Source organism: Vibrio sp. R11-SG3-ISO9 (assembly GCF_059834255.1).
Window position 1 is genome coordinate 15622 of record NZ_JCBDGU010000034.1, and the last position, 23758, is coordinate 39379.

Below are 23758 nucleotides of genomic sequence, written 5' to 3' on the forward strand. Positions count from 1 at the left end.
TTTGTTTGTTGGGTTACAAGATAGTGCTAGGCCGGAGATTTTTCAAGGCAAAGAAATGGGAGTACTTGTGGATAACTACGAAATTGAAAAAAAACTGTAAGTGACCACTAACTGATGAGGATAGCTCTCACTTGATTGTAGAAAATTGGCTTTTTAATGATGGTTTAATTTTGCGCGCTCATAAAAAAAAATTCCTTGATCTTTGGCCAAAAGAGGAGGCGGATTTTCAAAGGTTAAAATTGAATCTAGATGGTCAAAATGGAATCGGGAGCACGAAATTTAGACTGAAAAAAGTCGCAAACTTATGGTAATTGCAACCTTTTTCATTAGTCTAAATTAAATTATTTTTTATGGGGTTATTGGTAGGGTTTACGCAAAATTCTTTGTGTGAACAATGTAGTTAACATCTATGTTACTTCCCAAACGGTAGGTGTCCGTCAGTGGGTTGTAATGCAAGCCAGTAATACCTAATTCCTGAAGAGGCGTATTATCGATCATCTTGATAAGTTCAGCTGGGCGAATGAACTTCTCGTGCTCGTGAGTACCCTCTGGAACGATCTTCAATAGCTTCTCTGCGCCAACAATCGCAAACAAGTACGACTTAAAGTTGCGGTTTAATGTTGAGAAAAAGACGTGGCCGTTAGGCTTCACTAACTTAGAACAAGCCGTGATCACCGATTGCGGGTCTGGTACGTGCTCAAGCATCTCCATACAAGTTACCACATCATACGTTTGTGGGTTTTGCTCTGCGTGATCTTCAATGGTGCTCTGAATGTACTCAAGCTTGGTGCCAGTCTCTAACGCATGCAAACGAGCAACTTCTAACGGCTCTTTACCCATGTCTAAACCGGTAACAACTGCGCCTTCTTTTGCCATGCTCTCAGCAAGAATACCGCCGCCACAACCCACGTCGAGAACTTTCTTTCCGAACAGGCCTTCTGTTTTTTCTAGCACGTAATTTAGGCGTAAAGGGTTGATTTGGTGAAGAGGCTTAAACTCGCCTTCGAGATCCCACCAGCGTGACGCCATGTCTTCGAATTTTTTGATTTCTGCTGGGTCGACGTTCTGTGATTTGGTCATAATCGGCATTTCCAAGTTAAATAATGCATCCATGAAATTGAGAGCATTATAACTTGGCTTTTGCCTCTGACCAGAAGATCTACAATTTTGCGAATTTGTTGGACGCAAAGTAACCATCTTTCAGCAAGATATGATGATGACGTGCAATTTCTCATCAATTGATTGGCTACAAGGCTCACAAGATGATAAAAGGATAGGGAAAGTGATGCCTCACAAGGTAAATTTGTGTTATATTTTTCGGTCTTATACGTATTCAAAAATACGATCTGACTATAGAGGGAAAATGGCTCTATGAGCGATCTAGCGAAAGAGATCACGCCCGTAAATATTGAAGATGAGCTTAGAGGTTCATACCTAGACTACGCGATGTCCGTCATCGTTGGTCGTGCCCTTCCTGATGTGCGTGATGGCCTAAAACCAGTACACCGCCGCGTTCTATTCGCGATGAATGTACTTGGTAATGATTGGAACAAACCATATAAAAAATCTGCTCGTGTAGTAGGTGATGTAATCGGTAAATATCACCCGCACGGTGATAGCGCTGTATACGACACTATTGTTCGTATGGCTCAGCCGTTCTCACTGCGTTACATGCTAGTTGATGGCCAAGGTAACTTTGGTTCTATCGATGGCGACTCCGCGGCTGCAATGCGTTATACCGAAGTTCGTATGGCGAAAATTGCCCACGAGCTTTTGGCTGACCTTGATAAAGAAACGGTGGACTACGTACCTAACTATGATGGTACTGAACAGATCCCAGCGGTTCTACCAACGAAAATTCCTAACCTATTGGTAAACGGTGCTTCTGGTATCGCAGTAGGTATGGCGACCAACATCCCACCTCATAACCTAGGTGAAGTTGTTGATGGCTGTTTGGCTTACATCAATAATGAAGAGATCACGATTGATGAGCTAATGGACTACATTCCTGGTCCTGATTTCCCAACAGCAGCGCTGATCAGCGGTCGTAAAGGCATCGTCGATGCTTACAAGACTGGTCGCGGCAAGATTTACATGCGTTCAAAAGCGGACATCGAAGTAGAGAAGAGTGGTAAAGAGACCATTATCGTTACTGAGATCCCTTACCAAGTAAACAAAGCACGTCTGATCGAGAAGATTGCTGAACTGGTTAAAGATAAGAAAGTAGAAGGCATCAGTGCACTGCGTGACGAGTCTGATAAAGACGGTATGCGTATTGTTATTGAATGTAAGCGTGATGCAGTAGGCGAAGTGGTTCTAAACAACCTTTACGCACAAACTCAGCTGCAAACGACTTTCGGTATCAACATGGTTGCCCTAAACAACGGCCAGCCACAGTTGTTCAACCTGAAAGACATGCTTAAGTGCTTCGTAGACCACCGCCGTGAGGTTGTGACTCGTCGTACTATCTACGAACTAAGAAAAGCACGTGATCGTGCACACATCTTAGAAGCGTTATCTCTGGCTCTAGCGAACATTGATGAAGTTATTGAACTTATCAAGAACGCTCCAACGCCAGCAGAAGCAAAAGTTGGCCTAGTTTCACGTGGTTGGGACCTAGGTAATGTTGCTTCAATGCTTGAGCGCGCAGGCACTGATGCGGCTCGTCCAGATTGGTTAGAAGACCAATACGGCATCCGTGACGGTCAGTACTTCCTAACGGAAACTCAAGCGCAAGCAATCCTAGAACTTCGTCTACACCGTCTAACCGGTCTAGAGCACGAGAAGATTCTAGACGAATACAAAGCACTTCTTGATGAGATCGCTGAGCTAATGCACATCCTTGCAAGCACTGAGCGCCTAATGGAAGTGATCCGTGAAGAATTAGAAGCAGTTCGCGATATCTACGGTGACGCACGTCGCACTGAGATCACCGCAGCTAGCCACGATATCGACATGGAAGAGCTGATTGCTCAAGAAGACGTAGTGGTGACACTGTCACACGAAGGTTACGTTAAGTACCAAATCCTAAGCGACTACGAAGCACAGCGTCGTGGTGGTAAAGGTAAGAGTGCGACTAAGATGAAAGATGAGGATTATATTGAGCGTCTGCTTGTTGCCAATACTCACGATAACATCTTATGTTTCTCTACTCGTGGTAAGACGTACCGTCTGAAAGTTTACCAACTACCACTAGCAAGTCGTACTGCTCGTGGTAAGCCAATCGTGAACATTCTTCCTCTAGAAGAAGGTGAGCGAATTACAGCGATTCTACCTGTTTCTGAGTTCTCTGAAGATAAGTTCATCTTCATGGCGACTGGCGACGGTACTGTTAAGAAGACATCTCTGGATCAGTTCGCAAACGTACGTGCTAACGGCCTAATCGCGGTTAACCTACGTGACGACGATTCATTGATTGGCGTAGACATCACAAACGGCGATAGCGACATCATGCTGTTCTCGAAGTCGGGCAAAGTTGTTCGCTTCAACGAAGATAAGGTTCGCCCAATGGGTCGTACTGCTTCTGGTGTTCGCGGTATGAAGCTTCCAGAAGATGACCAAGTTGTGTCTCTGATTGTTCCTTCTAATGAAGGCGACATTCTAACAGTGACTCAAAACGGTTACGGTAAGCGTACTGAGCTTGCAGAGTACCCAACTAAGGGTCGTGCAACGCAAGGTGTAGTATCTATCAAAGTCTCTGAACGTAATGGCCCAGTTGTTGGCGCAGTTCAAGTTGAAGAAGGCGATGAGATGATGATGATCACCGACGCAGGTACATTAGTACGTACTCGCGTAGCGGAAGTGAGCCAAGTTGGCCGTAATACGCAAGGTGTGACGCTAATCCGTACTTCTGAAGACGAAAACGTAGTTGGTCTACAGCGCATCGATGAAGTTGAAGAAGCAGAAATCGTTGACGGTGAAGTTGCAGAAGGTGAAGCGCCAGAAGCAACAGCTGAACAGCCAGCTGCAGATGCATCTTCAGATGAGCAAGACGCAGAATAAAATCTATCGTTAAACATGATTTTATGAATAAAAACCGAGCCTTAGCGCTCGGTTTTTTTATGTTTCAAATTCATTACCAAAGTCAGGAAAGTTCATAAACTCGATCAAAGTATATTGCTGGAGAAAGGGGTAAAGTAAGATTTCTACTCTAGGAGATATGCATGGAAAATTGGTTGTTGATCTCGATCCTACTCACAAGCCTATTTATCATCTCGATGATCTTTATGAGTAGTCGCAGCAAAAAGGCACGACGCCTTAATTTAAGCTTGGCAGTGTTCGCTGTTTTAGGGACTGGCATTTTATGGTATCTGATGAAACAAGATCTGCCACAGCCTGACCCTTCTGAGTCACAACCCGTTACCTTCGCTAACTATCAAAGTGAACTGCAGAGCAAGCTTGAACAAGATCCAAATCAAGCAGAACTGTGGTTTAAACTCGGCAGTGTCTACCTTGAGCAAGGGGAGTTTGCAGCCGCTGTAACAAGCTACGATTATGCTATCCGACTAGAGCGCAAGCCAGTAGCACGGCTGTTTGCAGCAAAAGCTACGGCGTTATACTATGCGAATAAGCAGTCGATGGGAGAGGAGGTCAATGCACTTCTTAAACGATCTTTGGAGCTTGATCCTAACGATCGTACAGCGTTAATGCTCATTGCGAGCGATCACTTCATTAGCATGCGATATGAGCAAGCGATCGAGGTTTGGACTCAGCTGCTAGACTCGAACCAACAAGGGCTTGATAGGGTTTCAATCATCCACTCGATCAATCAAGCTAAGCAGATGCTGTAATAAAATGCCTTATACTGATTAGCTTGCTAGGATCAACCTGCGATCTTGCTTAAAGCTCTGTTTTCCTATTAAGACGAATAAAGTTCAGAGCTTATTTACTTTGCTGCATCTCTACCAATCCACCAGCGTTGTGTAAATTGGTGAAGCCTTGCTTCTCTAGCCATTGATAGGCTTGACCTGAGCGATTTCCACTACGACAGTAAAGAACGATTTGAGTGTCCTTGTCGAGTTTCGCGAAATGCTGCTCTATCTCAGAGAGAGGATAGTTAATCGCATTGTCTAAATGACCATCTGCGAATTCTTGAGGCGTTCTTACATCAACAATCAAAGCGCCTTGCTCAATCCATTCCCATCCCGTTTCTGCACGCTCAGAGGCTTGAGCGATGCCACAGGTTAAACTTGCACACAATGCGGTGATGACTAATGTTGTTTTCATCGGTTCTCCATTGGCTCTCGAGTGGGTGAATAAGATAAAAGAAAGCCACACGTAGAGTGTGGCTTGATTTGATGATGACGTCTATTTCAGGGCGTTAAAAAGCAGCCCTTGATCATAGTGAGTATGGATACTCACGGTTTTGGCTGAAATTACCGCCCTTGGCTGTCACGATTAATAGTCGTAATTCGCTTCGCGTTTTTCAGCCGCTTCATCCCATTTTGGAACGACAGTATCTAAGAAGTGCTTCTTATCAGCGTTCATCTTATCCATATCCATGCCTAACGCTTTCTGTGCAGCCGCTTTGGTTGAGATATCTGGGATCTCGATAGGATCTGTGATTCCTTTTTTCGCTAGCAGGCGAACCAGTTTGGTACGTGCATCTGCTGCTCTATCAACCGCGGTGCCTAGCACTTCTAGTGCAACTTCAGGAGCGTGCATATGTACACCGTGAGAGGCAATCGCATAGTCCCAGCGCCATTGTGCATGACGAATATCTTGTAGGATAGGTTGCATTTCATCTTCAGTCGCACCAGCATCCCAGGCTGCGCCCGCTTCAAAGTGTGCTGCCACAATCTGCTTCTCTGCGGTTAGCTTCATGTTAAGCACTTGCGCTTTACGGCTAGAAACGATGTTCTGCATGGTCTCTTTGCTTTGTGTATGACAGTTTGCACAAGTGTCTTCAAAGCGGTCGAATGGGTTTCCGACTTTATGGTCGGTATACACAGTTCCATCTTCCTTGGTCACTTTAGGCATGTGACAGTCGACACAAACCACCTTGTTCTTACCATGGATGCCTTCACGCCATGTTTCATAGCCTGGGTGCTGTGCTTTCAACATTGGTGCTTTGGAGACTTTGTGTGTCCAGTCTTTGAAGTTAAGTGCATCGTAGTAGCGTTCCATGTCTTCCACGGTGGTACCTTGATCCCATGGGAACTTAACGCTTTTGTTTGGACCCGTGAAGTAGTATTCAACGTGGCACTGCGCACAAACAGAAGCTTGTTGATCGAGGCGGCTCTGCTCATCAAACTTCTTGCCAATCGCTTCGAATGCACGCTCAACATAAGGTCGAGTCACTTTCAAAGCGGGTTCTCCGTTTTTAAAGCCGTCGCTTTGCGTATCATGACAGTCCGAGCAGCCAATTGGGTTGACGATCTCTTCGCCTAGGCGTGCCCATTTGCCTTCGAAGTAACCATCTTCGCCACGCTCTTCGATAACACGAGCTACATCTGGGCTCTTACAGCTCCAACACGCCATTGGCATAGGGCCAGATCCTTCGTCCATTGGTGCGCCCGTACGAAGTGTTTGTCGCACGTCGTCAAGTGCATAGAAGTGACCTCTGGCCTTGTTATAGTCTTTTGCAAAACCATAACCCGCCCACATGATCACCATATTAGGGTCTTCATGTAGCGCGTCTTCAATGTGCTCACTCTCTGACGTTTGTCTCCAAGAATGATATTGGTCGGGGTGGTTCTGCTCGAATTGGTCGTTACGAGGGTCACCAATTGTTTTTTGTTCTGACGCAGCGAAGCTAGCTGCACTTACTAATGAAGTGCTGACCAGCAATAAGGCTGTGACGGAATTACGTATCCAGTGCTTTTTCACAGTGATATCTCCAATATACTGATTTTTATACCAAGCGTTGTGAGTTTGCTATTTCAAATTAAGAATTGGAGAATTCCTGTTTATATTAATTCATAAACAAACACATTTTGTTACGTGTTGAAGCATTGTTGTTTTAGATCAATTATCACTAGTGATATAAATCACGCTAGTTTAACAATAACCCTAAAGGGGTAGGTGTGGGTGTTTTGACTGGTTAATCATAAGAATTATTCTCATTAAAGAACAATAACTTAACTCTATAACCACAATTGAAATGTGGTGACTGTGCTCACATAATCATCAATGCAAATTTCAACTTAACCCATTAGAGGTATATCCTTATTAATAGAAAGCGTTGTGGCTTTTCCAAAATAAGAATTGATATCATTTAGACGGTAATAGTGCTGTTTAAGGATACTTTTGTTTAATCGGATTTTTATTTAGTTGAGAGTTAAATAAATCCGATATAAGGAAAGGAAAAATGGGCAATATAAAATTGGCCATAGTCATAATGCTTAAATCCCTTCTAGCATTCTGCCTCTATGGTTATTCCATTCATGCTGTTGCCGAATCCGTTGAAATAACGCCAACGGAATCAAATAGGCATGCAGTCGAATTAATTCGCGATAAAGATTATAAGTGCGTTCAATGTCATAAAGATTCCAAAGAAACATTATTGGGTTCACATGGTATAGATGCACATAATATTGTTGGACGAGAAATTAACTGTACAGATTGTCACAGTAATATAAGTCCAGATCACCGAGAAGGGGCACCAGAGGTGATCAAATATCGATCCGCACAATCGCAAAAAGGAACAAATAAGGTATTTTTGGATCCTCAAAAGATCTTACAGGCAAATAGTGGATGTACAGATTGTCATAAACCAGAATATTTACAAGAAGATAACTGGACACATGACGTTCACGCTAAAAACCTAACTTGTTCAAATTGTCACGATGTACACGCTAATAAATCTAAGGTTCTGAGTTTAGATAAGAAAGCAACGATCAAACTGTGTGTTGATTGTCACTCAGACTTTAACCAGAAGAAAGAGGAGGAGTAATCTATGAGCTGCTCTAGAAGAAACTTTTTAGCTGGTGCCGGTGCAGTGATTGTGACAACCGGGATCGCTGGCACATCGGTTGTTACTAGCAGAAAAACACTGGCTAGCGTACAGACTGATGGCACTAAGCGCTATGGAATGATCCACGATGAAACCGCATGTATCGGTTGTACAGCCTGTACAGAAGCGTGTCGGGAAGTGAATAAGGTCCCTGAAGGCGTTTCAAGGTTGGAAATTGTGCGCAGCGAGCCACAAGGTGAATACCCTGATGTCGATTATCGCTTTACACGAAACTCCTGCCAACACTGTGACAACGCACCATGTGTCATGGTGTGCCCAACAGGTGCAGCATATAAAGATGAGAAGACTGGCATTGTCGACGTACACAAAGAGAAGTGTGTTGGTTGTGGTTATTGTCTACTGGCTTGCCCTTATCAAGTACGCTTTTTCAATCCAAAAGACGGTTCGGCCGACAAGTGTAATTTCTGTCGCGATACGAACTTAGCACAAGGAAAACTGCCTGCTTGCGTGGAGTCTTGTCCAACAACAGCGCTGATATTCGGCGATCTTAATGATCCAAACAGTAAGATCAATCAAGTGCTGAAATCAGAAGTGGTTTACAGAGATAAAGTGCATTTAGGTACGCAGCCTAAGCTTTACAAAGTACCACATCAGAAAGGGGAGATTTGATTATGAGTGCATGGGATACAGCTTTCCAATCTGGAACCGTGGTATGGGATTGGATTATCGCTATCTACTTGTTTTTAGCGGGTATGTCAGCGGGTGCAGTGATGATCTCTATCTACCTTAAGAGGAAGGTTATCGAAGGTGATGCGTCGAAGAATGGAGTGTTAAAGGCAACGGCTTTTCTCGCGCCATTTGGCATCATTTCGGGTTTGCTTATTTTGGTGTTTCACCTTACGAAACCACTCTCTTTCTGGAAGATCATGATCTTCTATAACCCAACGTCAGTGATGTCGATGGGCGTGATCCTATTCCAAGTCTACATGGCGATCTTATTCGTGTGGATTGGAATCATCTTTAGGGATCAGATCACACTGTTTTTGAGTGAGCAGAGCTGGCTTAAAGGGCGCTTAGATTTTGTTGGTAAACTCATTGGCAAACTGGAACCTCTTGAAAACGCAACAGAAATCTTTTTGGCAGTGCTAGCACTCTTGCTTGCGGCATATACCGGTTTCCTACTATCAGCGCTAAACACATTCCCAATGTTGAACAACCCAGTATTACCGATACTGTTCTTGTTCTCTAGCTTATCTTCGGGTGCCGCAGCCTGCATTTTGTTTGGGGTTCTGGTGTTTAAAGAGTCTCCTCAAGGCCCGAGTATCTCTTGGATCCATGGCTTCGAACGTCCAGTGGTGATGTTTGAACTATTCGTTCTCGTGACCTTCTTCACTGGTTTGATCTTCGCTGGTGGTCAAAGCGAGCAAGCGGCGTGGAATGCAATTGGTAGTGGGTTCTGGGCGAGTTGGTTCTGGTATGGAGTGATTGGTATCGGCATGGTTTTACCTTTGCTGCTCAATGCTTTTACTCCTAAAGCGGTTCGTCATACTGGAGTCTACATTTTTGCTGTGACTTGCTTGAGTTTGGCGGGCGTTTTAATGCTCCGTACCTTTGTACTTTATGCTGGCCAATTAACTCTAGCGTAAGCGTGGGTTATGTTTGTTCTATCCGGCCCCTTCGTTGGGGCCATATCGAGGTGATATGCTAGGTTCTTTAGGGCTATTCAATCTCATTGGCGTCGCAATCCTCAGCAGTCTGGTGAGTATTGTTTATTTGGCTGGCTGGTATGCTCAGTCAAAGCGCTACTCAGCCTTCATTGGCAGTGCGACTCAAGCGGCTTCTCTTCTATCGATTGCTGCTGTGAGCATCCTCGCTGTGGCTTTCTATCAAGACGACTTTTCGATTCTCTACGTCGCTGAGCATTCAAATACCCAACTACCGAGCGCCTTTAAAATAGCAGCCGTATGGGCAGGACATGAAGGGTCGTTGCTGTTCTGGGTGCTTACCTTAAGTTGCTGGGCAGGGCTTATTGCAAGACAAAGCCGCTATCGAGCGGACTATCACGATGCAGTCCTTTGGGTAATGAATCTGCTTCTCACTGTGTTCGCCTGGTTTACCTTATTTGCATCCAATCCATTTGAACTTAACTCAGCGTTTGTCACCGAAGGGCGCGATCTCAACCCTATGTTGCAGGATGTTGGGCTGATTTTTCATCCGCCATTACTCTACCTTGGCTATGTCGGTTTTTCTGTTGTTTTGGCGTTTTCAGTTGCGGCCTTGATGATTAAACCTATTGAATTTGATTGGGTAAGACATTGCCGAACATGGTGCTTAGTGGCTTGGTGCTTCTTAACCGCAGGTATTGCGCTTGGCTCTTGGTGGGCTTATTACGAGCTTGGTTGGGGAGGCTGGTGGTTCTGGGATCCGGTTGAAAACGCGAGCTTGTTGCCTTGGCTAACTGCAACGGCGCTACTGCATATTTTGGGCGTTGCCAATGGTAAGAAACAGTTATTGAAGTGGTCTTTCAGTTTAGCTTTTATCACGTTTAGTTTAAGTATCTTAGGCACTTTCATTGTTCGCTCTGGAGTACTTACTTCAGTACATGCATTTGCGGTTGATCCAACCAAAGGGATGTCATTACTACTGATCCTAGTTTTGGTATTACTGAGCTCTTTCTCCCTGTTAATCATCAAAGGGGAGCAACTCGAATCGCAAGCGATTGTTGGTTTTAAAAGCAAAGGCTTTATGGTGTTGATCGCCGCACTGATGTTGATACTGGCGATGTCGATTGTTTTGTTTGGTACTTTCTACCCGATGGTTTTCGAATTGTTAGGCCTCGGGACTATTTCTGTTGGCGCGCCGTATTTCAATTTGTTGATTGCGCCGTTAGGGCTATTGGCTCTTGTGATGATGGGTATCGCACCACTAATGGTGTGTAAACCACAGTGCTCGCTCAAGTTAGCGATGCTGTTGGCGGTGGTTTCCATGGTAAGTGGCTCGCTTCTATACGTACCACAAGTGTTAATTAGTGACTTGTACTCAATCTCATGGATGGTATTGGTTACTTGGTGCTTAGCGTGTTGGGTCGTTTTTACCCATGGCTATGGCCTTTGGCGCGTGCGTAACACGCGTTATCAACGTAAGTTATTTGGGATGTCGATAGCACATCTTGGTGTGGCTGTTCTCGCGGTAGGGGCTGGGATGAACAGCTTTCACTCTTTCGAAGCGAGCTACCGTTTGGCACCGCAGAGCCAAGTTGAGTTTATGGACTGGACGTTGGCCTATCAAGAGACAGAGCTCTATGTAGGAAATAACTACACTGCAGAGAGAGGCGTTATTGAGGTCTCAAACGAAGAGCATCGTTTCGTTATCACACCCGAACGTCGCCATTATCCTGTACGGGTTATGAACATGAGTGAACCGGCGATGAAGTGGTTCTGGCATGGCGACATCTATATCACAATGGGAGAGAAGGTCGATCGTCAAGGTTATGCATTTAGAGTGCAGTACAAAGCGTATGTGCGCTGGATTTGGTTGGGGGCGTTATTCATGATGTCAGGAGGTTTAGTGTTAGTCGTGCAAAGGTATCAGCGACCAATCAAGGAGACAGGTTATGAAATCCAATGTTCGCAATAAAATGGTGATGCTGTTTGCCATTACTGCTGTAGTGATGGTCGTCTTTGGTTTGGCTTTGGGCAAAAAACAACAAGTCAGTGTCACCGAGCAACATACGAGAGATTTCCCTGAGTTTTCGCTTGCGAGTCTACCTATGTCTGCAGGAAGTGCGGTAGCGGGAAATGCCCCTGTTACTTTGACGAGAAAGGATGTGACTGCACACCCTTACCAATTAGTGAATGTGTGGGCTTCGTGGTGCGGAATATGTAAGCAAGAACATCCAGTCTTATTAAAGCTTGCGGATAATGATGTACCTATCATTGGTTTGAACTACCGTGACACGGCCGCAGCGGCGATTAAGGCGCTTCAAACTTCTGGTAATCCGTACCATCAAGTGATAAGCGACCCTAATGGTAAATTGGCATTGGACCTAGGCGTTATTGGTACGCCTGAGACATACTTAGTTGACCAACAGGGGAGAGTGATTAAAAAGCTAGTGGGAGCAATGACACAACAAGTGTGGCAAGAGGAGTTTGCTGACTATTTTAAGAATAAGGCAAAGCTATGAATCACTTAGTCTTAGTATTGTGTTTTTTAAGTGTACTAGTTATGAGCCCATCGTTAAAAGCTAATGAAGTGTTTGTTTCTAACAACAAACAGGTAGCGGTAGAAGTGGAACTATTTGAGTTCGATAGTTTAGCACAACAACAACAGGCAATATCATTAGCGAAAACATTACGTTGCCCCCAATGTCAAAACCAAAATTTAATTGAGTCAAATTCGCCAATAGCAAAAGATTTACGACTTCATGTATTTAAAATGGTTAAGTCTGGAAAAACCGATACACAAATCATTGAATATATGACTGAGCGTTATGGTGAATTTGTTCTTTATAAACCTGCGTTCAAAATGACAAATGGATTACTTTGGCTATTTCCGCTTCTCTTATTACTGCTATTTATATATTTGCTAATTAAAAGTGTTAAGGTGAGTCCATAAAAAATTAAATTAATTGTTTACCTCAAGATCGGTATTTTGTAACATATCCCACTCGTATATGACTTAGCACTCTAATATAAGGACGTATTGGTGGAAAACAGAATCTCAAATCTAAAAAAAGAGTTTTATAGCCATGTCCAATCTGAGCAGTGGGCAGATAAGTACAGTGCTAAGTCAACAGTCTCTCTTCTGACGCAAGAAGAGCTGGCAGAGTTGGAAAATGCCTGGATTCAACTCGTGATCTGGAAGCAGAAGCAGGTCGGCTAAGTTAAGCTAACTGTCTAATTTTTAACCCCATGTCAACCTGGTTGGCGTGGGGTTTTTTAATGCTGTTAACAAAAAATGTTATATTATAACATTTTGTTGGTTCAGAGCCTTGAAAAAAGTGATCAACAGCGCCATAGTGTCTATCATTAGATTGTTCGCTACAAAATTATTACTTAAATGAATAACGTAGCGCTGTTAAATACAACGAATAGCAAGTGAGTGTAGATATGGCGGAAGTTCGTGCCAGAGTAGATTTTAAAGTAGGGGCCAGCAGCAACATCGATGCTGAGCTTCTTTCATTCCACGGCTTAAAAACAGATAAAGAACACGTTGCTGTGATTTTCAAAGCAGCAGACAAAACACAGGATATCCCTCTAGTTCGTATGCACTCTGAGTGTTTGACTGGGGATGTGTTCCATTCGTCACGTTGTGATTGTGGCGAACAATTAGATGAGACGATTCGTCGCATGGGTGAATCAGGCGGTATCATTCTTTACCTTCGTCAAGAGGGCCGCGGTATCGGTCTTTATAATAAGATTGACGCATACCGTTTGCAAAGCGAAGGTATGAACACTTATGAAGCGAATAACCACTTAGGATTTGGTGATGACTTACGTGATTTCACTGAGGCCGCAGAGATGTTGCGCGCGCTAGATGTGACCAAAATCCGTTTAGTTACCAACAACCCTAAGAAAATCAAAGAGCTGAAGTCTTACGGTATCGAGATTGAAGAAGTTGTAAATACGGCTGCACACATCAAGTCGGGTAATGAGAGCTATCTGAAAGCAAAAGTGTCTCACGGTAAGCACAACTTAACTATCGAGTAACTTAGCGTGCTTGACCTAACATAAAATGAACTAAAAACCTCACATTTGTGAGGTTTTTTTGTATGAGCCTTGCAAATAAATTGTAACTTTGTATTATTCGAACAAGTAGTGCAAATGATAATGGTTTGCACTATTAATATATATAATAAATCAAGCTCAACAAGGATGCTTCATGACCATTAAATCTTTAGTGACTAAAGCGGTTACTTCGTCACTCATTTTTGCTTCTGCTTCATCTTTTGCAGCAGTGACCCAAGATCAAGTTGTCGAGCACTACGCTGACATCGCTCACGCGGTATTTGCTGACTCTGTGATCACAGCGAAAGCTCTTAACTCTTCTATCGACACATTTTTAGCTTCGCCGTCTGCGAGCAACTTTGAACAAGTAAAACAAGCTTGGTTAGAGTCTCGTGTTCCTTACCAACAGTCTGAAGTGTTCCGTTTTGGTAACGCTGTAGTTGATGACTGGGAAGGTCAACTAAACGCATGGCCACTAGATGAAGGTCTAATCGATTACGTTTCAACTAACTACCAATACGAACTAGGTAACGAAGGCGCGAGTGCAAACATCGTTGCAAACGAAACTTTCCAAATTGGTCAAACTAAAGTTGACGCATCAAACATCACACCAGAGCTAATCGCTGACCTAAACGAGATCGGTGGTTCTGAAGCGAACGTTGCATCGGGTTACCACGCAATTGAATTCCTACTTTGGGGTCAAGACCTAAACGGCACTAACGCTGGTGCTGGTGCGCGTGCATACACAGATTTTGTTGTTGGTGCTGAGTGTACAAACGGCAACTGTGAGCGTCGTGGTGCTTACCTTAAAGCAGCTGCGGAGCTTCTAGTTCAAGATCTAGAGTGGATGGAAAAGCAGTGGTCTGCGGATGAAAAGGGTAACTACCGTCAAGAGCTACTAGCTGAATCTAGCGACAATGGTCTTCGTAAGATGCTATTCGGCATGGGTTCACTATCTCTAGGTGAGCTTGCTGGTGAGCGTATGAAGGTAGCACTAGAAGCTAACTCTACTGAAGATGAGCACGATTGTTTCTCAGACAACACGCACAACTCTCACTACTACAACGAGCAGGGCATCTACAACGTATACACTGGTCTGTACAAGCGTGAAGATGGCACATTGCTTTCTGGTCCAAGCATCTACGACCTTGTTGAGCAAAAAGACAAGCAAGCTGCGAAAGAGATCCAGAAGCAGTTCGATCTAGCACGTGCACAAGTTGGCGAGCTTGTTTCTTCAGCAGAGAAGAACAACGAGTACTTCGATCAGCTAATCGCAGCAGACAATGCAGCGGGTAACGCACTTGTGAACAAAACGATCGTTGCACTAGTTTCTCAAACTGCAGCAATCGAGCGTGCAGCGGGCATCATCGGCATCGATAGCCTGAACCCTGACACAGCTGATCACGAGTTTTAATCTCTTGTGATACCTCGATATTTATAAGGGCTCGTTTGAGCCCTTATTTGTTGAGTCCTTATTTGTTGATAGCTAATAGGTTGTGACTCAAAGAGAAAACCTCGCGTCCAACCACCGATGACTGTTCACCTCGGTCGTCAAAGCCAACCCAATCTAATGAATCTAAGTATTAGCCAATAAAAAGTACAACGAAGCTAAATACTCACTAACTTAGCAAAGGCAATGTATGAAGTCGTATCTTTCCGCCTCGTTTTTAACCGCTCTGTTTTTCGTTTCGCCATTACAAGCCCATGATGTTTATTCAGGCGGTAAGACTACCGTCAAAAAAGAGGGGGCGAATGCATTCTCTCTTCCAGCAGCGAACCTGCCTATGACCAAGCGCCTAGATTTCAGCGTAGGTAACAGCTTCTTTAGAAATCCTTGGGTGCCTGCGCCGGCATCGACAGATGCTCGTGATGGCTTAGGTCCACTATTTAATACTAACGGTTGTCAAAACTGTCACATCAAAGATGGACGTGGACACGCGCCTGAAAAAGGTGATGAGAACGCCGTTTCAATGTTGGTTCGTCTCAGCATCCCTGCAGAAACGCCAGAGCAGAAAACCGCTTTTATTCGTGATGGTGTCATTCCAGAGCCAACGTATGGTGGCCAACTCCAAGATTTTGCGATTCAAGGTGTTAAGCCTGAAGGCAAGGTCAACATCTCCTATACCGATGTACCTGTAACTTTTGCAGATGGCACTGTTGTAACACTTCGCAAGCCAACACTGACAATCTCTGACTTGGCATTTGGTGAGATGCATCCGAAAACACAGTTCTCTGCACGTGTCGCTCCACCTATGATTGGTCTTGGTCTATTAGAAAGTATCCCAGAAGAGACCATTCTAGGTTTTGCCGAGCAACAACAGAAAGAGAACAAGGGAGTGTCAGGTAAAGCGAACCAAGTGCTTGATGTTCGTAGCAATGAGATGACACTCGGTCGCTTCGGTTGGAAAGCAGGACAGCCAAATCTCATGCAGCAAAATGCTGCGGCGTTTAATGGTGACTTAGGTCTAACAAGTAACCTGTTCCCAAATGAAAACTGCACCTCGGCCCAATCAACGTGTACTGATTTCCCTGATGGCGGTAAGCCGGAAGTGAGTGACAACATTCTCGACTTTGTAGAGTTCTATTCTCAACACTTAGCAGTACCAATTCGCCGAAATGTAGAAGATCCACAAGTAGTTAAGGGACAGGCACTGTTTGCTCAATCGGGTTGTCAAAGTTGTCACCAAACAAATATCCGTACTATGGAGCGAGAAGGGCTACCTGCACTGTCTAAGCAACTTATTAGCCCTTATACCGATATGCTTTTACACGATATGGGTGAAGGCTTGGCAGATAATCGACCTGAGTACCTAGCAAATGGTCGTGAATGGAGAACGACACCACTTTGGGGCTTGGGCTACACGCAAGAAGTTAACGGCCATACGTTCCTATTGCACGATGGTCGAGCTCGTAACGTGATGGAAGCTGTATTGTGGCACGGTGGCGAAGCCGAGCAGGCTAAGCAGAACGTGCTTAAATTGAATAAGTCTGAACGTGAAGCACTTATTGCGTTCTTAAACTCGTTATAATCGACGTTTAGGCTCTATATCTTTATCGGAAATTCACAATGTTCAATACGCATTGTGAGTTTCCTTTGCTTTGCGCGAAGTAAACCAATAATCAAACGCGCAACAATGCTCAACATTAGGTAATAACATGAAAAATAAGCAATTCATGAAAAACAAATTGTGGGCTCTTCCGCTTTCAGCTCTGGTTGTGGCGGGGTGTCAGTCTTCGGGAGAATCTAACGTTTCACAAGAAGCAAATCTTGGTTACTCTGCCGATACGACTCAACACTTGAGCACAAATGTTTATCTGACTGAATTCAATTCAGCGGTAAATTTTGCGAAACAAGCGTCTGAGCTAGAAGCGGCGGTTGAATCTTATTGCCAAAGCGATGCAGTGACATTAGATCAGCTAAAATCGGAGTGGCAACAAACTATGACGGCTTGGATGGCGTTGCAAGGGCAGGAGCGTGGCCCTGCAAAAGCGCTTGAAGAGAGTTGGAACGTGCAGTTTTGGCCGGATAAAAAGAACACCACTGGGCTTAAAATGAGTCAGCTTAACCAGCAAAACAAGCGTTGGACACAGCAAGATATCGCGCTTCAGAGTGTGACAGTCCAAGGCCTAGGTGCACTCGAGTGGTCTTTCTATGATAAAGCTTCTCCACTATTAGCTGACAAGGCGTCTGGCTGTCAGAGCGTTACTGCGATTGCACAAAACCTAGCGGTGAAATCTTCTGCTATTGCATCGGCTTGGCAGGTTAACCCGTGGACGTCTCTTGATGAGAAGCAATGGGAATCAGAGTACATTGCACTCATGACGAATCAACTCGACTACAGCATGAAGAAGTTGAGTCGCCCACTCGCTAAAATCGGTAAGCCACGACCATACTTTTCTGAATCATGGCGCGCGCAAACTTCATTGGCTCAACTAAAAGCGAACGTTGTTGCATTAGAAGCGCTCTATTTGGCAGATGGCAAAGGTTTAGATGCAATCCTACGAGAGCAGGGACATCAAGACCTTGCTGATCGTGTTTTCGCCCAGTTTGAACAAACCATCGAAACTTGGCCAGAGCAAGAGAGCTTGTTTGAGTTATTGCAAAGCAAAGAAGGCTATCGTCTTGTGTTGTCTCAATATAACAAACTAGAACAGCTGAAATACCTGATTCACGAAGAAGTGGCAATCGAGCTTGGTGTGGTAATAGGGTTTAATGCAACTGATGGTGACTGATTCTACACGTAGAAACCTGTTGAAGGCGGCACTAGGTTGTGCCGCTGTTCCAGTACTGCCGTTTGGTTGTGCTTCTAATCAATCGAATCAAGTAACAGACGGTTCACCTAAACTGATTGGTTGTGCACTGAATGGCAGAGATCGCTTCTCAGCAGTGATTGCCGATCAATTCGGAAAGCCTATTAGTCAGTTGCCGATCCCAGAGCGCGGGCACGGCGTTGCAATAAGTCCAAAGCAAAATCACGCTGTCGTATTTGCTCGTCGCCCGGGTAACTTCTTTATCGTGTTTGACTACGTGACTGGGCAACAGCTCAAAATGATGGTCAAAGGCAACAATCGCCATTTCTATGGGCACGGAGTTTACTCACTGGATGGTCGTTACCTATATGCGACCGAAGGTAAGAGTGATACCAGTGAAGGAGTGATTGGCGTTTACGATGTAGAGCAGAACTACGCCAAAGTTGAAGAGTTTAGTGGTTTTGGTATTGGCCCTCATGAAGTGATCATCATGCCTAGTGGTGATCTGGCTATTGGGGTTGGTGGAGTTCACACTGATGGCCGCACACCGAAAAACCTCGATACGATGAAACCAAGCCTGACTTATCTTTCTGCTTCGGGGCAGATTCTCGACCAGGTTGGATTGCCAGATAAGAAGTTGAGCATTCGACATCTAGCGCATGATGGCGCAGAGACGGTTCTATGCGGACAGCAATATCGGGGTGAACCGGATGAATACCCATCTCTTCTGGCGATGCACACTAAAGGTGGAGAGTTTGTCAGTTTGAATGCTGAGCCAGAGCAGTGGTCTAGATTCAATCACTATATTGCGAGTATTGCCGCGTCAGAGGAATGGATACTAGCGACGTCCCCGCGCGGTAATTGCTACGGAATTTGGTCGAAAGAGACACGCGAACTTGTCGAGCTCTCGTATCTTGCTGATGCTTCTGGTGTGGTACTACTTGCAGATGAATTTCGACTAAGTTCAGGTGCTGGTGGTGTGATCAGTCAGTCTCGACCACACGATAAATCGACACTTCAATCGGGTATTCAATGGGATAACCATTGGAGTGCAACTTGATGCATAAAAATCTTTAAAAAATAACATGCTTGCTCCATTTCTTTGCCATACTTAAAAGATGATTTGGCATCAGGAGCATCGCATGTTAGTGAAGTATATTTTCGCCATATTACTGGTGGTCTCCACGCATTCGTGGGGCTCCGCCAGTCATCAGATCAGACAGGATATTAAGCCTGGATCTGACCTGTCATTTTCGCTCCTGTACCCAGAATTAACGCAGCGTGTTTACCATGATGCGTCTTACCCAGTGGTTTGGGAGTCCTCTGCAGCGTTTAAAGCCTTTGAGTTTCAATTGTCGCTTATCGACAAGGCGCAGTTTGCTCCTCTTTTCAGTGAGCAATTTAATCAAATCGAACAGTACAAAGCGTCGGGTGAATGGGACAAAGTCGATATCCTCACCACGGACGCGTTTCTACACTATTTAAGTTATGTTGAGAACGCTCCACTGATTGGTAAAGAGTGGTATTTCTCAGAGAAATTGCAAGATAGGCTACCTGAACCCGCTCCGGAAACTGTAGAACGTTTACAAGACAGCATCGATAACGGTTATCTGCTGGAGTTAGTCCTCTCTTATGCGCCACCTGTGGGTAATTTCGATCAGTTTAAAGAGTCTTACGCCGTACTCTCTCAAGCGATGGACGAGACTTTCCCTCGCTATGATCAACTTGGCCTCAAACGTCTGAAAGATGAGATTACACAAAAGCCAATTTTATTAGAGAGAATGGCTTTAGTAGGTGTCGATATCTCTCACGTTGACCCAAATATCCCGATTTTCGATCTAGAATTAGAAATCGCGGTCAAATCCTTCCAGAAGATCCACGGAATAAAATCTGACGGGATCATTGGCCCCGATACGATGAAGTGGATCAACATGCCATTTGACGATCGTTTACGAGCGATTGCGTTGAATGCGGAGCGTGCGCGTCTGTGGCCGAAAGACAAAGATTCCCTGATTGTGGTTAACGTACCTAGCTTTGAAATGAAGTATTGGGAGGGCGGCAAAGAGGTCTTTGAATCAAAAGTTGTAGTCGGCAGAAAGTCTCGTAAAACGCCACTACTGGAAATCAATTTAGACTCGGTGATTCTCAATCCGACTTGGAATGTGCCTTGGAAGATCATGGTGAAAGACATCTTGCCGAAGGTACGTGCCGACGAGAGTTACCTAGCCAGCAATAATTTCCGAGTGATTGATGGCTGGAGAACGATGGAAACCATAGATCCTGAGCTCATCGATTGGCAGAGCATTAATTTTAACTCCTTCCCTTATCGCATGAGACAAGAAGCGGGCTCACGTAACGCATTGGGCTTGTATAAGTTCAATACGCCAAATAACCGCGCCATCTATTTGCATGACACACCGAGTAAAGGTTTATTCAATGACGATTTCCGTGCTTACAGCTCTGGGTGTATTCGCGTAGAACATGCTGAAGAGCTGGCAGAGTTGTTGTTTGCAACTAAAGTTAGAAAGGCACCGCAACAAGATGGTTCGCTAGGCCCGAACACCAAAGTGAGGCTCAAAAAGCGAATCCCGGTGCATATTATTTATCAAACCGTTCTGTTTGAAGAGGAAGGGATCCAGTATCGCGGTGACGTTTACCAGTACGACAAGGAAGGCGGAGAAGGGTGATCTTGACCAAAATTTACAAACAAAACTTTATTGATGAATTTGTAATGCCTATCAATAACTAAGAGTTTTAAGGCATCAAAAATAGCGTCTTTGAGCAAATTTTGCTCATTGACGTCGCAATACCCATTATGTATCGTGCGTTTTTTGTTCGATTTAATGGGATTTTTTGCTGTATGTCTCAAAATGTATTCTCTCGCCGTCAGTTTCTCACTATTGCTGGTGGCTCTGTGGTCGCGGCTTCACTCACTCCTTCAATCGCTTTTGCTTCGTACCCAGACCAACCTAGAGTCATTAGCATGAATAATCTTCATACCGGTGAACGGTTGGAAAGCTGCTACTTCGATGGTAAGAATTACGTGGGTGATGAAATGGCTCGCTTGAGTAAGTTGTGTCGCGATTTCCGTCGTAATGAAATTCACCCAATGGACAAGAATCTGTTTGACCAAATAACTCAGATCCAAAATATCCTTGGTATTCAAAAAGAAGTACAGATCATCTCTGGTTACCGCTCTCCAGCGACTAACGAAGCGCTTCGCTCAAACTCAAGTGGTGTGGCGAAAAAGAGCTACCACATGTTAGGTAAAGCGATCGATTTCCGTATTGATGGCGTAAACCTAAAAGAGCTACGTGACGTTGCGAAAAGTTTGAAAGCGGGTGGTGTAGGTTATTATGCTCGTAGCAATTTCATTCACATTGATACAGGTCCTGTGCGCAGCTGGTAAGTAAGCCCCGGCTCGATGCGTTTGGTTGTACCAAGCTCAAAACTTGTCAAAATAGACATCCAATGTCATAGTTTGCGCCAGATTATGTAATGGAACGCTAAATTAGCCATTATTAAGTTTGCTTTCTAAGGTTTGTATATGTCTCTTAAGTATCAAGTTGTACCGGTTACCTCTTTCTCTCAAAACTGTTCGATTGTGTGGTGTGATGAAACCATGGAAGGCATTGTTGTTGATCCAGGCGGTGACGTTGCACAGCTAGCAGCAATCATTGAAGAGTTGGGCGTAAAAGTGGTGAACTTGGTGCTGACTCACGGTCACTTGGATCACGTCGGTGGCACAGTTCCACTGGCCGAAATCTTAAATGTTGAGATTGTCGGTCCACACAAAGCGGATAACTTTTGGCTCCAAGGCCTAGAGAACCAAAGCCAAATGTTTGGTTTCCCTCTGTGTAAAGCATTTGAACCTAATGCATGGCTAGATGAAGGGGATAAGGTGACATTTGGTAATCAAGTGATCGACGTTATCCACACGCCAGGCCACACCCCAGGTCACGTTGTGTTATTCAGTGAAGAAGCGCGAATGGCGTTTGTTGGTGATGTGCTGTTCAACGGTGCGATTGGTCGTACAGACTTCCCTCAAGGTGACTTCAACACGCTAATCTCGTCTATCAAGACTAAGCTTTGGCCCCTAGGTCGCGATGTGACGTTTGTACCGGGTCATGGCCCTGAATCGACATTTGGTCGTGAGCGCGCATCTAACCCGTTCGTTGCTGATGAAATGCCACTTTACTAAACGAGCGGTATAACTTACTTCCTATCTAAATAAACAGCTCGCTCAAGAGCTGTTTATTGTTCACGTTCCGCCGCTGCAAGGTAACGTCGAGCAAGCCCCACAAACTCTTCCCCAGTCATTTTTAGGTCATTGGTTGATATAAAGATATCGTAGCCATGATACCCACGCTGATAACGCATCCGGTTTGCTAGCATCGCTTGTAAACCTGAATATTGCCAGCGTCTGTCTTTCTCTTTGGTTAGGGCTTGTGCCTTTGAGGCATCAAGCGCGTCTTGGTCGATAAAAATATCACTGTTATCGTCGCTAAAACGCATCTTGCCGTTGAATTGTGATGAGTCCAAAACGATGTCTTCAAACTTAGATTCATGCCCCGCCTGCTTAGCCCCAAGGTAGAGTAGTGCTCGTTGGTTGAGTAGCAGTTCAGTTGTGATCTTAGGACAGATGGAGTCAAGGTAAGGGGTGTAGTCTCGAATTTTGATACCAATCCAAGGAAGAGGTTGATGCCATCCATCTTGTTGATAAGTGCATAAGCCAATCTTTTCTATGTTTGACCATTTCAGTACCCAACCACCTTTATAGAAGTGTTGCTGAAAATGAGTTGGCGTTAGCGTAAACAGGACTCTGCTACGCAGCATCAAATAGTAGCCAGCGACAAGTAAAACAATAACCAAAAAAGAGCCAACAAAAAGTAAGCGAGGAGCGTCATAATAGAGGGCAACCAATAAGCAAACGAAGCCCAAGATCACAGCGACATAACGATATGCACTTTTGAATTTAGGTAGTGAAAAGTTTGCAATATGACGTGTTTCCATAGGGTTCACCAAGTTTCATATTTTGGGTCTGGATGGATAACCAGTAGATATGACCTCAAATTAATAATGCCCTGTCTAAATAATAGACGTTGATAGACAATATCGTTATTTTTCGTCGACTTTCGACGCTCCACTCTACAAATAGCTCCCGTTTTTTGGTATAAATCGCGCTTCAAATTTTCACCACTGCGAGTTAGAGCAGTGAACTGGAGAAATATTCAATGAGACTTGCTCATAAGCGTAAGGTGCAGGCGAAGCTGCAAAAGCGCATTAAAGCGGCTGTAGCAAAAGTAGAAGCAACGCCAAAAACAGCAAAGCCTGTCGCAGAGAAAGTTGTAGCAGAAAAAACTGTAGCAGCAAAACCAGCGGTAGAGAAAACAGTAGCAGCACCAAAAGCGGCGTCTGTATCACTGACTCCTAAACAGCAACAAGTTCTAGACATCGTTGCTAGCAATGCCGACGGCATCAACCCTAAAGGTATCGGCCTAGCGGCTGGTCAAGAAGATGCGAAAGCTGGTTCATGGGCAACGGGCGCATTGAAAAAACTTCTTGAAGAAAACCTAGTAGCGAAAGAACAGCTTGCAGGTAACAAGGTTGTCTACAAAGCTATCTAATTCCTTTGGAATTAATTCGCTTTCTAAGTTTTAAGCCTCGATCTTATCGAGGCTTTTTTACATCTAGCACCTGCCAAACTTTCTACTGCTTTTGAGCACATCCAACTTACAAAGACTTTTTCAATATTTTATAAGTGCTTATGTTCATAATCACTTGGCACTCTACACGACGTCTGTCACGTTCTCGTAAAATGTTGTTAACTTTAGCCGTAGATTACTACGTACGAACTTTTCTTTAC

22 protein-coding genes are annotated in these 23758 nt (G+C 44.5%); 18 read left to right on the forward strand and 4 right to left on the reverse strand.

The features are described from left to right. Positions 1-369: 369 nt before the first annotated feature. The gene (gene ubiG, locus AC6R05_RS10580; protein ID WP_500647329.1) at positions 370-1113 is read right to left on the reverse strand and encodes a bifunctional 2-polyprenyl-6-hydroxyphenol methylase/3-demethylubiquinol 3-O-methyltransferase UbiG; all 744 of its coding nucleotides are present in this window, start codon (positions 1111-1113) and stop codon (positions 370-372) included. Positions 1114-1371: 258 nt separating this feature from the next. Between ubiG and gyrA the strand changes: the two genes are divergently transcribed. Together gyrA and AC6R05_RS10590 are read left to right on the forward strand one after the other, a co-directional pair. Beyond that, on the forward strand, positions 1372-4002 hold the full coding sequence (gene gyrA / locus AC6R05_RS10585) for a DNA topoisomerase (ATP-hydrolyzing) subunit A (protein ID WP_500647330.1): 2631 nt from the start codon (positions 1372-1374) through the stop codon (positions 4000-4002). Between the two features lie 161 nt (positions 4003-4163). Beyond that, positions 4164-4790, forward strand: coding sequence for a TPR domain-containing protein (locus AC6R05_RS10590; RefSeq protein ID WP_500647331.1), 627 nt, complete (start codon positions 4164-4166; stop codon positions 4788-4790). A 91-nt stretch (positions 4791-4881) separates the two neighbouring features. Here AC6R05_RS10590 and AC6R05_RS10595 read toward each other — a convergent pair whose 3' ends face one another. After that, a complete protein-coding gene (locus AC6R05_RS10595) occupies positions 4882-5226 on the reverse strand; it encodes a rhodanese-like domain-containing protein (RefSeq protein WP_331441481.1) in 345 nt (114 codons plus the stop codon). 171 nt (positions 5227-5397) lie between these two features. Next, positions 5398-6828 (reverse strand): ammonia-forming nitrite reductase cytochrome c552 subunit, encoded by a 1431-nt coding sequence (gene nrfA, locus AC6R05_RS10600; RefSeq protein ID WP_390519116.1) that lies wholly within the window; start codon positions 6826-6828, stop codon positions 5398-5400. A 481-nt stretch (positions 6829-7309) separates the two neighbouring features. Between nrfA and nrfB the strand changes: the two genes are divergently transcribed. From nrfB to AC6R05_RS10675, 15 genes are all read left to right on the forward strand, one after another. Next, positions 7310-7894, forward strand: coding sequence for a cytochrome c nitrite reductase pentaheme subunit (gene nrfB, locus AC6R05_RS10605; protein ID WP_150872063.1), 585 nt, complete (start codon positions 7310-7312; stop codon positions 7892-7894). Between the two features lie 3 nt (positions 7895-7897). Next, complete coding sequence (gene nrfC, locus AC6R05_RS10610) at positions 7898-8584, forward strand: cytochrome c nitrite reductase Fe-S protein (RefSeq protein WP_150872066.1); 687 nt, start codon at positions 7898-7900, stop codon at positions 8582-8584. Between the two features lie 2 nt (positions 8585-8586). Then, on the forward strand, positions 8587-9561 hold the full coding sequence (gene nrfD / locus AC6R05_RS10615; RefSeq protein ID WP_032549277.1) for a cytochrome c nitrite reductase subunit NrfD: 975 nt from the start codon (positions 8587-8589) through the stop codon (positions 9559-9561). A gap of 55 nt (positions 9562-9616) precedes the next feature. After that, a complete protein-coding gene (locus AC6R05_RS10620; RefSeq protein WP_500647332.1) occupies positions 9617-11551 on the forward strand; it encodes a heme lyase CcmF/NrfE family subunit in 1935 nt (644 codons plus the stop codon). Further along, complete coding sequence (locus tag AC6R05_RS10625) at positions 11529-12098, forward strand: DsbE family thiol:disulfide interchange protein (RefSeq protein WP_500647333.1); 570 nt, start codon at positions 11529-11531, stop codon at positions 12096-12098. Before AC6R05_RS10620 ends, AC6R05_RS10625 begins: the two co-directional genes overlap by 23 nt. 41 nt (positions 12099-12139) lie before the next feature. Further along, complete coding sequence (gene nrfF, locus AC6R05_RS10630; protein ID WP_500647334.1) at positions 12140-12529, forward strand: heme lyase NrfEFG subunit NrfF; 390 nt, start codon at positions 12140-12142, stop codon at positions 12527-12529. Positions 12530-12619: 90 nt separating this feature from the next. Beyond that, entirely contained in the window at positions 12620-12796 is a 177-nt protein-coding gene (locus AC6R05_RS10635) for a hypothetical protein (RefSeq protein WP_032549272.1), read from the forward strand. Between the two features lie 227 nt (positions 12797-13023). Next, on the forward strand, positions 13024-13623 hold the full coding sequence (locus AC6R05_RS10640) for a GTP cyclohydrolase II (protein ID WP_150894993.1): 600 nt from the start codon (positions 13024-13026) through the stop codon (positions 13621-13623). Positions 13624-13795: 172 nt separating this feature from the next. Beyond that, positions 13796-15055 (forward strand): imelysin family protein, encoded by a 1260-nt coding sequence (locus tag AC6R05_RS10645; RefSeq protein ID WP_152468542.1) that lies wholly within the window; start codon positions 13796-13798, stop codon positions 15053-15055. Between the two features lie 226 nt (positions 15056-15281). After that, positions 15282-16670: a di-heme oxidoreductase family protein gene (locus AC6R05_RS10650; protein ID WP_500647335.1), complete on the forward strand. Its 1389-nt coding sequence runs from the start codon at positions 15282-15284 to the stop codon at positions 16668-16670. A gap of 145 nt (positions 16671-16815) precedes the next feature. Then, positions 16816-17874, forward strand: a complete 1059-nt coding sequence (locus AC6R05_RS10655; protein WP_500647353.1) for an imelysin family protein — start codon at positions 16816-16818, stop codon at positions 17872-17874. Continuing rightward, complete coding sequence (locus tag AC6R05_RS10660) at positions 17864-18952, forward strand: DUF1513 domain-containing protein (protein WP_500647354.1); 1089 nt, start codon at positions 17864-17866, stop codon at positions 18950-18952. The genes AC6R05_RS10655 and AC6R05_RS10660 overlap by 11 nt, the downstream gene beginning before the upstream one ends. An 82-nt stretch (positions 18953-19034) precedes the next feature. Beyond that, the gene (locus AC6R05_RS10665; protein WP_500647336.1) at positions 19035-20579 is read left to right on the forward strand and encodes a L,D-transpeptidase family protein; all 1545 of its coding nucleotides are present in this window, start codon (positions 19035-19037) and stop codon (positions 20577-20579) included. Positions 20580-20752: 173 nt separating this feature from the next. After that, on the forward strand, positions 20753-21301 hold the full coding sequence (gene mepK, locus AC6R05_RS10670; protein ID WP_500647337.1) for a peptidoglycan L,D-endopeptidase MepK: 549 nt from the start codon (positions 20753-20755) through the stop codon (positions 21299-21301). A 138-nt stretch (positions 21302-21439) separates the two neighbouring features. Next, entirely contained in the window at positions 21440-22093 is a 654-nt protein-coding gene (locus AC6R05_RS10675) for an MBL fold metallo-hydrolase (protein ID WP_032549265.1), read from the forward strand. A gap of 53 nt (positions 22094-22146) precedes the next feature. On the opposite strand, the gene AC6R05_RS10680 is transcribed toward AC6R05_RS10675, so the two are convergent. After that, a complete protein-coding gene (locus tag AC6R05_RS10680; RefSeq protein ID WP_500647338.1) occupies positions 22147-22905 on the reverse strand; it encodes a DUF2982 domain-containing protein in 759 nt (252 codons plus the stop codon). A 221-nt stretch (positions 22906-23126) separates the two neighbouring features. On the opposite strand from AC6R05_RS10680, the gene AC6R05_RS10685 reads away from it, so the two are divergent. After that, positions 23127-23519, forward strand: coding sequence for a hypothetical protein (locus tag AC6R05_RS10685; protein ID WP_032549263.1), 393 nt, complete (start codon positions 23127-23129; stop codon positions 23517-23519). Positions 23520-23758: the final 239 nt, after the last annotated feature.